This is a genomic window from Parafrankia soli (assembly GCF_001854695.1).
Taxonomy (GTDB): domain Bacteria; phylum Actinomycetota; class Actinomycetes; order Frankiales; family Frankiaceae; genus Parafrankia; species Parafrankia soli.
This window is the reverse complement of sequence record NZ_MAXA01000223.1, coordinates 17279-32286: the sequence shown is the minus strand read 5'-3', so window position 1 is coordinate 32286 and position 15008 is coordinate 17279. Positions and strand designations below refer to the sequence as shown.

Below are 15008 nucleotides of genomic sequence, written 5' to 3'. Positions count from 1 at the left end.
CGCCGGACCGAGGTCGGTCAGGTGACGACATTCTGGGAGTGACCGTGTCCGTCCGTGATATCCGCCTTCTCGGGGATCCGGTGCTGCGTACGGTCGCCGACCCGGTGGCGACCTTCGACCGGGAGCTGCGCCGCCTCGTTGACGATCTCGCTGAGACCATGCGCGACGCCGGCGGCGTCGGCCTCGCCGCGCCGCAGCTGGGGGTGTCGCTGCGTGTCTTCACGTATCTCGATGACTCGGACGAGGTCGGGCACCTGATCAACCCGGTCCTGGGGCCCTTCAGCGAGGAGATGATGGACGGCGAGGAGGGCTGCCTGTCGTTGCCGGGGCTGGCATTCGACCTGCGCCGTCCGGAACGCGTCCTCGCCGTCGGCCAGAACTCCCACGGTGACCCGGTCACGGTCGAGGGCAGTGGCATCCTGTCCCGATGCCTGCAACACGAGACCGATCACCTCGACGGGATCCTGTTCATCGACCGTCTCGACAAGGAGACGAAGCGGGCGGCCATGAAGGCGATCCGCGAGGCGGAGTGGTCGAACGAGCCGAAGCCCGTGGTCAAGGTATCGCCGCACCCATTGTTCGGCCGCGGGCGCTGAGTCGCCAGGGAAAGATCATCGCGTTGGCCGTCCTCGCCACGATGGCCACCGGAACGGTGATCGGCACGGCGGTAGGGTCGACGATCGGGTCCGCCGCCGGGTCGATGATCGTGATGATGGTCGGGACGATCGGATCCGCGGCCGGGGATCCGGCCCGGGATCGGCGCTGAGGGAGCTGTGGTCATGCGTCTTGTCTTCGCCGGCACGCCGGCGGTCGCGCTGCCCAGCCTGCGCGCGCTGCTCGACAGTCCCCGCCACCAGGTGGTCGCGGTGGTGACCCGTCCCGACCGGCCCGCCGGCCGGGGCCGGCACCAGCGGTCCTCGCCGGTGCGGGAGCTGGCGGACGAGCGTGGTCTCGAGGTGCTGGCCCCGGCCCGCGCCGGTGACCCCGACTTCCTCGCCCGGCTCGGTGAGATCGCCCCCGACTGCTGCCCGGTGGTCGCCTACGGCGCGCTGCTGCCCCGGCCGGCCCTGGAGATCCCGAAGCACGGCTGGGTCAACCTGCACTTCTCGCTGCTGCCGGCCTACCGGGGCGCGGCGCCCGTGCAGCGCGCCGTCCTCGCCGGGGAGGACATGACCGGCGCCAGCGTGTTCGAGATCGAGCCCGCCCTGGACTCCGGCCCGGTCTACGGGGTCCTCACCGAGCGGATCCGTCCCACGGACACGTCCGGAGATCTCCTCGACCGCCTCGCCGTCGCCGGCGCGCGGCTGCTGGAGGCCGTCATGGACGGCATCGAGAACGGCACCCTGCAGGCCCGCCCGCAGCCGTCCGACGGTGTCTCGCTGGCCCCGAAGCTCACCGTCGAGGACGTCCGCGTCGACTGGTCGGCCCCGGCCGCCGCGGTTGACCGGCTGGTGYGGGCCGCCACCCCGGCGCCGGGCGCCTGGACGACCTTCCGTGACCGGCGCGTCAAGCTCGGTCCTGTGCGGCCGGCGCCCGCGGGCCACCCGCCGCTGCCCCCCGGGCGGCTCGCGGTGCCCGAGCGCGGGCTCGTACTGGTGGGGACGGCGACCACGCCGGTGGTCCTTGACGAGGTTCGTCCCGAGGGAAAGGCGCCGATGCCGGCGGCCGACTGGATCCGCGGCCTGCGGCCCGGCACGGACGAGGCGTTCGCGTGAGCGTCTCCGCGCCCCGCCGGGGCGGCACGACAGACCCGGCGCGCCTGCTCGCCTGGGAGGTGCTGCGCGCTGTCGACGAGCGCGGCGCCTACGCCAACCTGCTGCTGCCCGCCCTGCTGTCCGGGCGCCGGCTCTCCCCGCGCGACCGCGGCTTCGCCACCGAGCTGACCTACGGATCGCTGCGGGCCCAGGGCACCCTGGACGGGGTCCTCGACACGGTGACCAGCCGGCCCGTCGCCAGCGTCGACCCGCCGGTGCGCGACGCGCTGCGGCTGGGCGCCTACCAGCTCCTGTCGACCCGGGTGCCGCCCCGCGCGGCGGTCGCGTCCACGGTCGACCTGGTCCGCGCCACCTGCGGGGAACGCCCGGTGCGGTTCGCGAACGCGGTGCTGCGCCGGGTCGCCGCGCGGATCGAGGCGGCGGCCGGTGACATCGCGGTCCTGCTCTCGGCCCCGGACATCGCCGAGGACCCGGCCGGCCACCTCGCGGTGGTCACCGCCCACCCGCGCTGGATCGTCGACGTCGTGCTCGACGCCCTGGGTGGGGACGTCGCCGGCGCGCACGCCGCGCTGGCCGCCAACGACACCCGGCCCGCGGTGCACCTGGTCGCCAGGCCCGGCCGGATCGACGCCGAGGCGCTGGTGGCGCAGGCCGCCTCGGTCGGCCTGGGGGCACGGCGCGGCGCCGGCTCGCCCTACGCCGTCCACCTGGACGGGGGAGACCCGGGGTCGCTGCCGGCCGTCGCGGCCGGCGACGCGTCGGTACAGGACGAGGGCAGCCAGCTGGTCACCCTGGCCCTTGCCTCGGTCCCCACCATCGGCCGGGACACCGGGCTGACCGTGGACCTGTGCGCCGGGCCCGGTGGCAAGGCCGCCCTGCTGGCCGCGCTGCAGGCGGTCGGCGAGCCGGCGGAGACTGCGCGCGAGCCGGCGGCAGGGGGGCACCGCCCGCCGCCGGCGCGGCTGCTCGCGCTCGAACCGCGCGCGGCTCGCGCCGGCCTGGTCGCCGCCTCGCTCGCCGGGTTCCCGGCCGCCCTGGCGGTGCGCGCCGACGGGCGGTTCCCGCCGGTGCGTCCCGGCATGGCGGACCGGGTGCTGGTGGACGTCCCGTGCTCCGGCCTCGGCGCGCTTCGGCGCCGGCCCGAGGCCCGGTGGCGGCGCACGCCCGCGGACGTCGCCGCGCTGGTGCCGCTGCAGCGCCAGCTCCTCGTCGCCGCGCTGGATCTGGTGCGTCCGGGCGGGGCGGTGGCCTATGTCACCTGCTCGCCGCACCCGGAGGAGACGTCCGAGGTGGTCACCGCGATCGCCCAACAGCGGGGGGACGTCGCCATCCTCGACGCGCGGCGCTGCCCGCCGTTCGCCGGCCCGCCGTTCGGTGACGGTGCGCCGGGCGGCCTCGGGGACGGTCCGTTCGTCCAACTCTGGCCGCACCTGCACGGCACCGACGCGATGTTCCTGGCGCTGCTGCGCCGGGCGGACCGCTGACCGGCGAGGCTGGATACGCTCGCCGCGTGGCAACCGCGCAGATATATCCCAGCATGCTGGCCGCCGACTTCGGCCGGATCGCGGACGCGGCGCGCGCCGTGGCCGGGCACGCGGACTGGTTGCACGTCGATGTCATGGACTACCACTTCGTGCCCAACCTGGCGTTCTCCCCGGACACGGTGGACGCTCTGCGCCGGGTCACCGACACCCCGCTCGACTGCCACCTGATGATCGAGAACCCCGACCGCTGGGCGCCCGGCTTCGCCGAGCGGGGCGCGGCGAACGTGACGATCCACGCCGAGGCGGTCGGCGACATCGCGCGCACCACCGACGCGATCCGCGCGGCCGGTGCCCGCACCGGCCTGGCCGTCAAGCCGGCTACCCCCGTCGAGCACTACCTGGACGATCTGCACCGCTTCGACCTGCTGCTGCTGATGACCATCGAGCCGGGCTTCGGCGGCCAGAAGTTCATGGACGAGGTCCTGCCCAAGATCGCCGCGGCTCGTCGCCTGATCGACGAGCGCGGCCTGGACCTGTGGCTCCAGATCGACGGCGGGGTCAACCGGGAGACCATCGAGCGCTCCGCCGAGGCGGGGGTGGACGTCTTCGTCGCCGGCACGGCGGTCTTCGGCCTGGACGACCCGGCGGCGGCGGTCGAGTCCCTGCGCGCGCTCGCGCTGGCGGCCGCGCCGAGGCTCACCGCCCCGGCCGCCGATTTTGCCTCGCCCCCTGCTCCGGCCCCGGCTCCCGTCGCTGATCGTGATGCGGGTGGCGGGGCGGCCGCCGTCGGCGGGGTGCGGGCGTGAGCGAGGCGCGCGCCGCGGCCGGCGGGCGGCCACTGCCCGGTACCCCGGAAGGCGACCGGCACTGGCTGGGGCGGGCCGTCGAGCTGGGCCGGCGCTGCCCGCCGTCGGTCACCGCGTTCGCCGTCGGCGCACTCGTCGTCGCCGCGGACGGGACGCCGGTCGCCGAGGGCTACTCCCGAGCCGAGGAGCCGGCCGACCATGCCGAGGAGGTGGCGCTGCGCCGGCTGCCGCCGGGCGGCCTGCCCGCGGGCGCGACCGTGTACAGCTCGCTGGAGCCGTGCAGCGCCCGCGCGTCCCGGCCGCGTACCTGCACCGAGCTGCTGCTCGCCGCCGGGGTCCGCCGGGTCGTCTTCGCCTGGCGGGAGCCGGCCCTGTTCGTCGACTGCGACGGTGCCGAGCGGCTGGCCGCAGCCGGTGTCGAGGTGCTCGAGCTCGCCGAGCTCGCTGACGGTGTGCGGGCGGTGAACGACCACCTGCTGCGGTGACCGCCGGGGGCGTCCCGCACGGTTTCCCGGTGGGGATGACGTGGATTACTGTCCGCGCCCCGAGCGTTCGCGGCGCCCGTATGTCAGACTTAACCGTGTACTAACAACAGCACGCGCGCTCCGGGGTCGGTGAAACTCCGAGCCGGCGGTGATAGTCCGCGACCCGTCCGCCCTTGTGGCGGCCGGTTGACCTGGTGGAATTCCGGGACCGACGGTGAAAGTCCGGATGGGAGGACGCGCGCGGGGCACCGCTGTGCCGGCCACGTGCGCGTGGCCGTCCCGGCGTGGGTCGGCGCGGGCGCGTCGGCCCTGACCCGCGTCGCCTTCTGATGTCCCGGACGTGCCGGGACCGGAGGTGCGGGGTCGGATGTTCACCGGCATCGTCGAAGAACTCGGCGTGGTGACCGCCATCGAGCCGCGGCATGACGCCGCGTCGCTGACCGTCGAGTGTCATGGCGTACTCGATGACGTGACGCACGGCGCTTCCGTCGCCGTGAACGGGGTCTGTCTCACGGTGACCTCGTTCGTCCACCCCCCGGACGGCGCCGCCGGCGGGGACGTATCTGGGCCGGCCGGTTCCTCCGGGACGGCGGCCGGCGGCTTCACCGCGGACGTGATGCTCGAGACGCTGCGCAGGTCCGCCCTCGGTGACCTCTCGGTCGGGGACCGGGTGAACCTTGAGCGCCCCGTCCGCCTCTCCGACCGGCTCGGCGGGCATCTGGTGCAGGGGCACGTCGACGGTGTCGGCGTCGTCCTCGAGCGGGTGCCGGCCGAGCACTGGGAGGTCGTCCGCGTCAGCCTGCCGCCGGGGCTGGACCGCTACCTCGTCGAGAAGGGCTCGGTGACCGTGGACGGGGTCAGCCTGACCGTCGTCGACGTCCGCGCCGCGGCCGGCGGTGAACCGGCCAGTTTCTCCGTCAGCCTCATCCCGACCACCCTCGCCGCGACGACGCTGGGCACCCGCGCCGTCGGTGACAAGGTCAACATCGAGGTGGACGTCGTGGCCAAGTATGTCGAGAAGCTCCACGCCGACCTGAACGGATCACACTGATGACCACGAACCCGGTGACCACGAACCCGGCCGGCGACTCCTCGGCCGCCTCCCACCCGACGGCGCCCGCCTCCCACCCGACGGCATCCGACGAGGCGTCGGTGAGCTTCGCGACGATCGAGACCGCCATCGCCGAGATCGCCGCCGGCCGGCCGGTCGTCGTGGTCGACGACGCGGACCGCGAGAACGAGGGCGACCTGATCTTCGCGGCCGAGGCGGCAACGCCGGAGCTGCTCGCCTTCATGGTCCGGCACACGGCGGGGGTCGTCTGCGTACCGCTCGACCCCGCGGAGGTCGACCGGCTCGACCTCGACCAGATGGTCCCGCAGAACACCGACCGGATGGGCACCGCGTTCACGATCTCGGTGGACGCCCGCTCCGGCGTCACCACCGGGATCTCCGCCGCCGACCGTGCCCGGACCATCCGGCTGCTCGCCGACCCGGCCACCCAGCCCGGCGACCTGACCCGGCCCGGGCACATCTTCCCGCTGCGGGCGAAGGAGGGCGGCGTGCTGCGCCGGCCCGGGCACACCGAGGCCGCCGTCGACCTCGCCCGGCTGGCGGGCCTGCGCCCGGCCGGGGCGATCTGCGAGATCGTCAACGAGGACGGCTCCATGGCCCGGCTGCCGGAGCTGACCGCCTTCGCCCGCGAACACGGCCTGGCCCTGATCTCGATCGCGGACCTCATCGCCTACCGCCGCCGGACGGAGAAGCAGGTCGTGCGGGTCGCCGAGGCCCGCATCCCGACCCGCTACGGCTCCTTCCGGGCCGTCGGATACCGGGGCACCCTGGACGGCGTCGAGCACATCGCGCTGATCCGCGGCGAGGTCGGTGACGGGGAGAACGTCCTGGTCAGGGTGCACAGCGAATGCCTGACCGGGGACGTCTTCGGCTCCCAGCGCTGCGACTGCGGCAACCAGCTCGACGCGGCGCTGCGCGCGGTGGCGGCCGAGGGCCGGGGTGTGGTGCTCTACGTGCGCGGTCACGAGGGCCGCGGCATCGGCCTCATGCACAAGCTGCAGGCCTACCAGCTCCAGGACGCCGGGCACGACACCGTCGACGCGAACCTCGCCCTCGGGCTGCCGGCCGACGCCCGCGACTACGGCACCGGCGCCCAGATTCTGGTGGACCTGGGCGTGCGCGGGCTGCGGCTGCTGTCCAACAACCCGACGAAGCGCGCGGGCCTGGAGGGCTACGGGCTGCGCATCGTCGAGCAGGTGGGGCTGCCGGTGACCCACACCCCGGAGAACCTGCGCTACCTCACGACCAAGCGGGACCGGATGGGCCACGACCTGCCCGGCCTGCCCGGCCTGCCCGGCCTCCCCGGCCTCCCCGGCCTGCCTGACCTGCCGAAGGTCGTCGGCGGGGACGAGACCGCCGGCGCGCACGAGGCCCACCGCTGGCCGGTGACGGCGGCCCCGGTCGCCGACCGCGCGGACCGGGCCTGCGAGGAGGCCCGATGAGCGGCGCCGGAGCACCCGCCGAGGAGCTGCCCGACGCCAGCGGGGTGCGCCTGGCGATCGTGGCCACCCGGTGGCATGTGGAGATCACCGACGCGCTGCTCGCCGGCGCGCTGCGCGCGGCGAAGGACTCGGGCGTCACGGCCACGCCAACCGTCGTGCGGGTCTCCGGGGCCGTCGAGCTGCCCGTGGTCGTCGCCGCCCTGGCGGCGCGCCACGACGCGGTGGTGGCGCTGGGCGCGGTGATCCGCGGCGGCACCCCGCACTTCGAGTACGTCTGCCGCTTCGTGACGGACGGCCTGGTGCGGATCACCCTCGACGCCGGGGTGCCGGTCGGCTTCGGCCTGCTGACCTGCGACACCGTTGAGCAGGCCAGGGACCGTGCCGGCCTGCCGGGCTCGGCGGAGGACAAGGGCCGCGAGGCCACCCTCGCCGCGCTCGACACCGCCGTCATCCTGCGCGGCATCGGCGCCCTCACCTGACGGGCCGCCGCGGCGCGGCCGGCCGCGGGTAGCCGCCGGCCGTGCCCTCGCCGGGGCCCGGCCACCAGTGTGGGCCCCCGGTGGGCCGTCGGTCGCCGGGCCGTCGTCACCGGGCGGTGACGGCCCGGCGTACTTGTGATGTCACACGTTCCGCGAGACTGTGGTTTCGAACCGTATCGGTGACCTCGCGCGGCAGGGTCTGGTGCGGCAGGGCCTGGTGCGGCAGGGCCTGGTCAGGTGCGTCGCCGTCGGGGCGTACGGTTGCCGCACGGTGGTGGTTGCGGGAGCGGGTCTGAGGGGGATCGCCGCGTCCGTGTCACCTCATGGCGAGGTTCCGGTGCGACAGGTCGGCACCGGCGGTGGGCGGGGGGCTCACCACCGGTGCCGACCTTTCGGACGGTCGACACACATGAGGTGGGGACATGCAGGTGACGGGCCACGGGTCTGAACGTGACGCGGCCGGTGGGCCGTCCTCGCGCGATTCGGGCTCCGAGGGGTCCGACTACCCGGGAGCGGGCCGCGACCCGTTCGGTGCCGAACCGGAGCCGGTGACGCCCGAGGCGGGCGGCGAGAGCGACTCCGAGGGCGACGCCCGCCCGGTCTCCCTGCTGGGCATGCGGATGTCGCAGGAGACCCAGCCCGGCCGGGCGACGGTCAGCCGCCGGCAGACCCGCAGCCGCCCGCGCCCGCCGCGGCCCGAGCCGGGGCGCGGCGCACCGCCGCCGACTCCGCCGGCCGTCCGGCGGACGCCCGCTTCGCCCGCTCCGGCCGGCCCGCCCGCGGTCCCTCCGCCCGCGGCTGCCCCACCTGACCGGCACCAGGCGCCCCCGTCCGACCGGCAGACACCGCCCGACCGGCAGGTGCCGCCGGGCGCGCCCGCTCCCGCGCCGTCATCCGGTCAGCAGGCCGTCCCGCCGCCTGCGCCGCCGTCTGTCCGGCCGCCGTCTGCGCCGCCGCCGCCGACGCCGACGCGGGCTCCGGCGCCCGGGCGGGCGGTGATCGAGGGCGAGGCCACCGCTCCTCTGCCCAGTCCCGCCCCGGCGCCGTCCGCGGGCGGGTGGACGCCCGACGTCGGGATCGCCGCCACACCGACCGGGGAGCGGCCCCCGGCCCAGTGGGAGCGCGCGGCGTCCTTCGGATCACTGCCCACCCTGCCGCCGTCGGTCCCGCTGCCGCCCGCTCCGCCGCCACCGCCATCCCCAGCACCGCCGCCGCCGAATCCGGCCCCTCGAGCACCCGTGCCGTCGCGAGCGGTGGAACGGGTGGCTCCGGCACCCGCCGTGCCCCGGCCGGCCGCGCCGCTGCCGGCCGCGTCCGAGACGCCCCGGCCGTCGGCCGAAGTCGTTCCCGCTACGGACCGGCGTCCGGCGGTACGCGCCCTGCGGGTCCTGGTCGGTGGGTTCGGTGGCGGCTGCGGCCGCACGACGGTGGCGGCCGGCCTGGGCATGGCGCTCGCCGCGCGCGCCCACTCCCGCATCGCCGCCGTCGACGCCTGCCCGGACCAGTACGGCATGCTGACCCAGCGGGTCGGTCTGCGGCCGCGCCGGGTCGGGCTGCGCGAGCTGGCGGGGGCCCGGCCCCCGGTCGCGTCGCTGACCGAGCTGCGGCGCTACCTGGCCGCCGACGGTCCGGGCGGGCTCGAGGTGCTGCCCGGCGTGCACGATCTCACCGCGCCCGGCCTGGCCGGCGACGAGCTGGCCGCGGCCCTGGACCTGCTTGCCCGGTGGTTCCCGGTGGTCATCGCGGACGGGCCGTCGGGATGGAGTCAGCCGGTGCCGGCGACCCTGCTCGCGCGCAGTGATCTCGTTGTGGTCACCACCCGGGCCGGCGAGGCCGAACTGGCCGCGACGGACGACGCGCTCACCGCGCTCACCGCGCTCACCGCGCTCGGCGGGGCCGGCCGCCGCGACCTCGCAGCCTCGGCGCTCGTGGCCGTGGTCGAGACCTACCCCACCCGGCTGACCCGCGCCGCCCGGCAGCGCCTGGACGACCTGGCCGGCCGCGCCCGTCTAGTGGTGGTCGTCCCGTTCGACCCGGCGCTGACGGACAGCCGTCCGTTCGCCTGGCGGAGCCTGCGCAAGCGCACCCGGGCCGCGTTCGACGATCTCGCCACGGCCGTCGACCCGGCGTCCGTGGCGGGTCCGGGCGGCCGTCCGCCGGGCACCGGCTGAGCCGGTCGCGCGGGGTGGGGTCGGACCGGCCGAGCCGGCCCCACCCCGCGCGACCGCCGGCGCCGGACACCTGGCCGCCTACCCCTCCAAAGGCGACGGGTGTGGTCCCGGAGCGCCACTTTCACGCACTACAGTCGATGGGGTGTCCCCCGACCTGCTGACGCCACCCGGGCAGGGTGACCACGGCCGTGCCGACTCCGCGTTGCTGGCGGCCCTGCGCTCAGGCGACCGTGCCGCGCTCACCGCGGCGCTTCCTGGCGCCCGGGTGTTCGTCGGGGTCGAGGCCCGGGCTCTCGCCACCGACGCGCTGACCGGCGCGGACAAGAAGAGCGACATGGTCCTGGTCACCCTGCGTACGCCGTCAGGCTCCGGTGCGCTGCCGGTGTTCAGTGCGGTGGACGTGATGGCGGCCTGGCGCCCCTCGGTGCGCCCCGTTCCCGTGACGCTGCCCGACGCGTGCGCGGAGGCTGTCCGGATGGGCCTGGCCGCCGTCGTGATCGACCTCGGCGGCCCGGCCCCGGTCACCCTGGACGTCCGGCCCGCCGCCGGGGATGTCGGCGGCGGGGTCGGCCGGCGTGGCCCGCGGCCCTTCGGTGGCGGCGAGGGCATGTGGATCTCGTCGGGCGAGCCGGGGACGTCCGCCGCCATGCGGGGCGCGGCGGGCCCGGCGACCGCTGGCGCCGACGGCCACGCGGACGAGCTGATCGTCGCGGCAGACTCCGGGGGTGGTCTGCTCCGCCCGCGCCCGGTGCCGCTCGGCGCGCGGGGCCGTCGGCGGATCCGCGCCGCGCTCGCCGGCCTGCCGCCGGAGACGGAGGTCTGGCCGGCGGAGCTGGCGGAGTCGATCGGGCAGCGCTGGCCGGCCCGCCCGGTCCTCGCCGTCGCGGTGAACGGCGCCGCCGGCACCGCCGCTGCCGCCGTCGGTGCCGCCGCGGCTGGTGCCGGTGCCACCGCTGGTGCCGGGGGCGCCGCGGGCAGGGCCGGGAGCCGGGACGCCGTCGACCGCGGGTACCTCGAGAATCCAGGCGACACGGAGAATCCAGACGGCCCCGGCGATTTCGGGGACACCGGGGCTGCCGGGGGCGCCGCTCCCGGGGGTGACGACATGATCACCGAGATCGTGCGCCGGCTGCGCCTGCTGATCGAGGACGGGCCCGGCGGATCCGCGGCGGGCGGCGGGAGCGCGGAGGCCGCCGTGCTCGTCGTCGACCCCACCGAGGTGCCAGCGGTGCGCGCCCATCTCGGCCGCGGGGTGCGCCCCCCGCGGCGTTCGCTGTTCCGCCGTCGGGACGGCCGCGCCTAATGGGAGCTGACCTGTGGCCGCGTGGCCGGCGCAGGTCGGTCGGGTCCGAGTGGACATCCCGCGGGCCCGGACCCGCTCCGCCGCGGTGCCTGGCCGGCCGCGGCGCCGGGGTGGGGCCGTGCCACCGGGGTCGGCGTTGATCGGTCCTGCCGGGCATCTCTGCTACGCTGGACCGTAGACCGCCTGATGGCGGGTCCTGGGGTCGTGCTTGGGCGCGACATGTCACTGAGGTGGCAAGGTCACTGACGTGGCAGGGTCACCAAGGTGGCAAGGCCACTGCGGTGGCAGGCGTCCCGACGGCACGTCGCTCGGGCCCCGTGATCGGGTCAAAGCGGGGGTTCGCCCTCCACCCGTCGTCGCCGCGGAACAGTCAGCCGGCTGGTCGTTAATTCGACCGGCTCGCACGCGGTGGCCGGGTCGCCGGTCGGCCGAGCCGTTCCCACGGCATTGTCGGCCGGGAGTCCGGGATGTCCCGGGCTTGGTGCTCCGCTGCGGTGAGGTCGTGCCCGCGCGTCGAGCCACGGAGGAAAGCACATCAGCACAGAGTCACGTATCAATGACCGGATCCGCGTTCCGGAGGTTCGCCTCGTAGGTGCGGAGGGCGAGCAGATCGRCATCGTCTCCATCGGGGAAGCCATGCGCCTGGCGCAGGAGTCCGACCTCGACCTCGTCGAGGTGGCACCGACTGCCCGTCCGCCGGTCTGCAAGCTGATGGACTATGGAAAGTTCAAGTACGAGTCCGACCAGAAGCGTCGCGAGGCTCGTAAGAACCAGGTCCAGACGGTCATCAAGGAGATGAAGCTCCGACCGAAGATCGATCCGCACGACTACGAGACCAAGAAGGGTCACGTAGTGCGGTTCCTCAAGGCCGGCGACAAGGTCAAGATCACCATCATGTTCCGAGGTCGGGAGCAGTCCCGTCCCGAGCTCGGCATCCGGCTGCTGCAGCGGCTGTCGACCGACGTGGCCGACCTTGGCTACGTCGAGGCCCAGCCCAAGCAGGACGGCCGGAACATGACGATGGTCATGGCCCCRCACAAGGGCGCCAAGCCCCAGCGGCTCCCAGAGTCCGCCAGCCAGGTGTAGGTCACGCCGGGCGAAGTCGCAACGACGTGCACACAGCACGGATACCTCGAACAGGCGCGCCAGCGGCGCGTGCCCGCAATCCACCCACAGGGACACGATCATGCCCAAGATGAAGACCCACACCGGTACCGGGAAGCGGTTCCGCGTCACCGGCACCGGCAAGATCATGCGTCGGCGCGCCAACCGCGCCCACCTGCTCGAGCACAAGACGAGCCGCCGCACCCGCCGGCTGTACGACGAGGTCCCGCTGAGCTCCGCGGACAACCGGCGCATCAAGCGCCTGCTGGCTCGCTGACAGTTCCGCCTCCGCCGACGCTCCCTGGCGGGGTCCGGGGGCCGGAAGTGAACGAACGAAGGAGACAGGTGCCCTCATGGCACGCGTGAAGCGGGCGGTCAACGCCCAGAAGAAGCGCCGCGAGGTTCTCGAGGCCGCCAGCGGTTACCGGGGCCAGCGCTCGCGGCTCTACCGCAAGGCCAAGGAGCAGATGCTCCACTCGATGACCTACTCCTACCGGGACCGTCGCGCGCGCAAGGGCGACTTCCGGCAGCTGTGGATCACTCGTATCAACGCCGCGGCGCGGGCGAACGGTCTGACCTACAACCGCTTCGTCCAGGGCCTGCGGCTGGCCGGTGTCGAGGTGGACCGCAAGATCCTCGCCGATCTCGCCGTCAACGACGCGGCCGCGTTCGCCGCCCTCGTCGAGGTCGCCCGCGCGGCGCTGCCCGCGGCGGCCGAGACCTCGGCCGCCTGAGGCACCACGGGCTTCCACCGGTGTCGCCTCGCCACCCGCAGGGCCGCTCCGCGGGCCGGCCGACAGCCCTCGCCGGCGGCCGGTCCGGGCCGGCGGCCGGCGGCCGGGCCGCCCGCCCGTCGCCCGGGCGGGTGGACGGGCTGCGCTCGGCCCGGGTCGCCGCCGCCCGCCGGCTGCGGCGGCCGGCGGATCGCCGCGGCGAGGGGTTGTTCCTCGTCGAGGGCGCGCAGGCGGTCACCGCGGCGCTCGCCGTGGGTGCCCTGGTGGAGCTCTTCGTCGGCGAGTCGGCGGCGGAGCGGCACGCGGACCTGCTGGCCGCGGCCGACCTGCCGGTCCGGCTCGTGACGGACGCCGCCGCCGCGGCGCTGTCGGAGACGGTGACCCCGCAGGGCCTGGTCGGCGTCGCCGAGCTGCCCCGCCACGAGCTGACGGATCTGGGCCGGCCGCGCCTGGTCGCGGTCTGCGAGGGCGCGAACGACCCGGGGAACGCCGGTACCGTGATTCGCTCGGCCGACGCGGCCGGCGCCGACGCGGTCGTGTTCACCGGGAACAGCGTCGACCCCTTCGGGGGGAAGTGCGTCCGGGCGTCCGCGGGGAGCCTGTTCCACCTGCCAGTCGTGGTCGCCGAGGACGGCCCCGCGGTCGTCGGGGCGCTGCGCCGGGCCGGGTGCCTGGTGCTGGCGGCCTCGGGCCACGCGGCCCGCGACCTTGACGACCTGGCCGGCGTGGGCACGCTGGCGGGGCCGACGGCCTGGGTCTTCGGCAACGAGGCGAGAGGCCTCACGCCGGCGACGGCGGCGTCCGCGGACGCGGCGGTGCGGGTACCGGTGTACGGTCAGGCCGAGTCGCTGAATCTTGCGGTTGCGTCAGCGCTGTGTCTGTATGCGTCGGCGCGGGCGCAGAGAATGGTCGGGTCCGCTACGTCCGGCGCCGGGGGAGGTGGGGCGCATTGACGCGCATCGTCGCGTCCACTTCCGGGCATTACGTCGCGGACGACGACCAGATCGTCGGTGTACCGGACGTCGGTGTCACGGAGGGTGACGCCGTAGCCGCCGGTGTCCCCGACGTCGGCGCCACGGCGCACGGGGCTGGTGAGACCGAGACCGCGGAGGAGTCGGTGGACGTGCTTTCTCCGGCGGCCCTCGACCTGCTGCCCGACCCGGTGGTCGTCACCGACGCGACGGGCACTGTGGAGCTCTTCAACGCCGCCGCGACGAAGATGACCGGGCTGTCCGCCGGGTACGCGGTCGGTCGGCACGTCACCGACGTCCTGCCGCTGCTCGACGAGCGGGGCAACGACTGGTGGGAGTGCTCGCAGCCGAGCCGCGAGCTGCCCCGGGTCACCGGGCAACCCGAGCGCCGGCTGACCTACGCCGGTCCCGCCTCCGACCATGACTTCAACGTCACCACCCGGTTCACCCGTGTCGAAGGCGCCCTCGTACGGGTCGCCGTCTGCCTGCGTGACACGGTCAGCCGGGAGCGGATCGAGCGCAACCGCGCCGATCTCATCGCCACGGTCGCGCACGAGCTGCGCTCGCCGCTGACCAGCGTGAAGGGGTTCACGGCGACCCTGCTCGCCCGGTGGGACAGATTCACCGACGAGCAGAAGAAGCTCATGCTCAACACTGTCAACACCGACGCCGACCGGGTCACCAGGCTGCTGACCGAGCTGCTCGACGTCTCCCGCATCGACGCCGGCCGGGTGCAGATCCGCAAGCAGATCGTGGACATGCGCGTCGCCGTCCGCCGGGTCGTCGAGGGCAAGATCGCGGCCGGCTCCGCCCCACCGGAGCGGTTCGCCGTCCGGATGGAGGGCGACCTGCCCGAGATGTGGGTCGACCCCGACAAGATCGAGCAGGTGCTCCACAACCTCGTCGACAACGCGTTGCGCCACGGCGCGGGTACTGTGACCGTCGTGCTCAGCGGTACGGGGACAGGCGCCGAGGTGACGGTCGGCGACGAGGGCGACGGAGTCCCGGAGGCCAACGCCACCCGGGTGTTCGCCAAGTTCTGGCGCGGCGCGAGCCGCGGGAACGGCACCGGTCTCGGGCTGTACATCGCCAAGGCGCTGATCGACGCGCACGGTGGGAYGATCTCGGTCGGCAAGGCGCCGGGCGGCGGGGCGGAGTTCCGATTTTTCGTGCCCGCCGGTGGGCCCGTGTTCGGCTGAGGCCGCGTACGACGAACCACCGGCGGGCGCCCCGGAGAACCGA

At 75.0% G+C, this 15008-nt stretch carries 16 protein-coding genes and 1 riboswitch; all 16 genes read left to right on the top strand.

The window, feature by feature from the left end; all coding sequences use genetic code 11:
- Positions 1-44 precede the first annotated feature (44 nt).
- On the top strand, positions 45-596 hold the full coding sequence (gene def / locus BBK14_RS20370; protein ID WP_071064886.1) for a peptide deformylase: 552 nt from the start codon (positions 45-47) through the stop codon (positions 594-596).
- Between the two features lie 23 nt (positions 597-619).
- Entirely contained in the window at positions 620-766 is a 147-nt protein-coding gene (locus BBK14_RS38455; protein ID WP_157904310.1) for a hypothetical protein, read from the top strand.
- Between the two features lie 13 nt (positions 767-779).
- Positions 780-1715 (top strand): methionyl-tRNA formyltransferase, encoded by a 936-nt coding sequence (fmt, locus tag BBK14_RS20365; protein WP_071064885.1) that lies wholly within the window; start codon positions 780-782, stop codon positions 1713-1715.
- On the top strand, positions 1712-3199 hold the full coding sequence (locus BBK14_RS20360; protein ID WP_071064866.1) for an RsmB/NOP family class I SAM-dependent RNA methyltransferase: 1488 nt from the start codon (positions 1712-1714) through the stop codon (positions 3197-3199). The genes fmt and BBK14_RS20360 overlap by 4 nt, the downstream gene beginning before the upstream one ends.
- Before the next feature lie 26 nt (positions 3200-3225).
- Positions 3226-4005, top strand: a complete 780-nt coding sequence (rpe, locus tag BBK14_RS20355) for a ribulose-phosphate 3-epimerase (RefSeq protein ID WP_241831700.1) — start codon at positions 3226-3228, stop codon at positions 4003-4005.
- The gene (locus BBK14_RS20350; RefSeq protein ID WP_071064865.1) at positions 4002-4490 is read left to right on the top strand and encodes a cytidine/deoxycytidylate deaminase family protein; all 489 of its coding nucleotides are present in this window, start codon (positions 4002-4004) and stop codon (positions 4488-4490) included. The genes rpe and BBK14_RS20350 overlap by 4 nt, the downstream gene beginning before the upstream one ends.
- A gap of 111 nt (positions 4491-4601) precedes the next feature.
- Positions 4602-4732: riboswitch (FMN riboswitch) on the top strand.
- A 125-nt stretch (positions 4733-4857) separates the two neighbouring features.
- Positions 4858-5541, top strand: coding sequence for a riboflavin synthase (locus BBK14_RS20345; protein ID WP_071064864.1), 684 nt, complete (start codon positions 4858-4860; stop codon positions 5539-5541).
- Positions 5541-7004 (top strand): bifunctional 3,4-dihydroxy-2-butanone-4-phosphate synthase/GTP cyclohydrolase II, encoded by a 1464-nt coding sequence (locus BBK14_RS20340; RefSeq protein ID WP_241831699.1) that lies wholly within the window; start codon positions 5541-5543, stop codon positions 7002-7004. The genes BBK14_RS20345 and BBK14_RS20340 overlap by 1 nt, the downstream gene beginning before the upstream one ends.
- On the top strand, positions 7001-7483 hold the full coding sequence (gene ribH / locus BBK14_RS20335) for a 6,7-dimethyl-8-ribityllumazine synthase (RefSeq protein WP_071064863.1): 483 nt from the start codon (positions 7001-7003) through the stop codon (positions 7481-7483). The genes BBK14_RS20340 and ribH overlap by 4 nt, the downstream gene beginning before the upstream one ends.
- A 422-nt stretch (positions 7484-7905) precedes the next feature.
- Positions 7906-9654: a hypothetical protein gene (locus BBK14_RS20330; RefSeq protein WP_071064862.1), complete on the top strand. Its 1749-nt coding sequence runs from the start codon at positions 7906-7908 to the stop codon at positions 9652-9654.
- A gap of 142 nt (positions 9655-9796) precedes the next feature.
- Complete coding sequence (locus BBK14_RS20325; protein WP_071064861.1) at positions 9797-10957, top strand: SseB family protein; 1161 nt, start codon at positions 9797-9799, stop codon at positions 10955-10957.
- A 534-nt stretch (positions 10958-11491) separates the two neighbouring features.
- Positions 11492-12043, top strand: coding sequence for a translation initiation factor IF-3 (gene infC / locus BBK14_RS20320; protein WP_083391116.1), 552 nt, complete (start codon positions 11492-11494; stop codon positions 12041-12043).
- A gap of 100 nt (positions 12044-12143) precedes the next feature.
- Positions 12144-12338 carry a 50S ribosomal protein L35 gene (gene rpmI, locus BBK14_RS20315; RefSeq protein WP_020459339.1) on the top strand — a complete coding sequence of 65 codons (195 nt, stop codon included), beginning with the start codon at positions 12144-12146 and terminating at the stop codon, positions 12336-12338.
- Between the two features lie 76 nt (positions 12339-12414).
- Entirely contained in the window at positions 12415-12795 is a 381-nt protein-coding gene (gene rplT, locus BBK14_RS20310; RefSeq protein ID WP_020459340.1) for a 50S ribosomal protein L20, read from the top strand.
- Positions 12796-12815: 20 nt separating this feature from the next.
- Positions 12816-13748, top strand: a complete 933-nt coding sequence (locus BBK14_RS20305; protein ID WP_071064860.1) for a TrmH family RNA methyltransferase — start codon at positions 12816-12818, stop codon at positions 13746-13748.
- Entirely contained in the window at positions 13745-14965 is a 1221-nt protein-coding gene (locus BBK14_RS20300; RefSeq protein ID WP_071064859.1) for a sensor histidine kinase, read from the top strand. Before BBK14_RS20305 ends, BBK14_RS20300 begins: the two co-directional genes overlap by 4 nt.
- Positions 14966-15008: the final 43 nt, after the last annotated feature.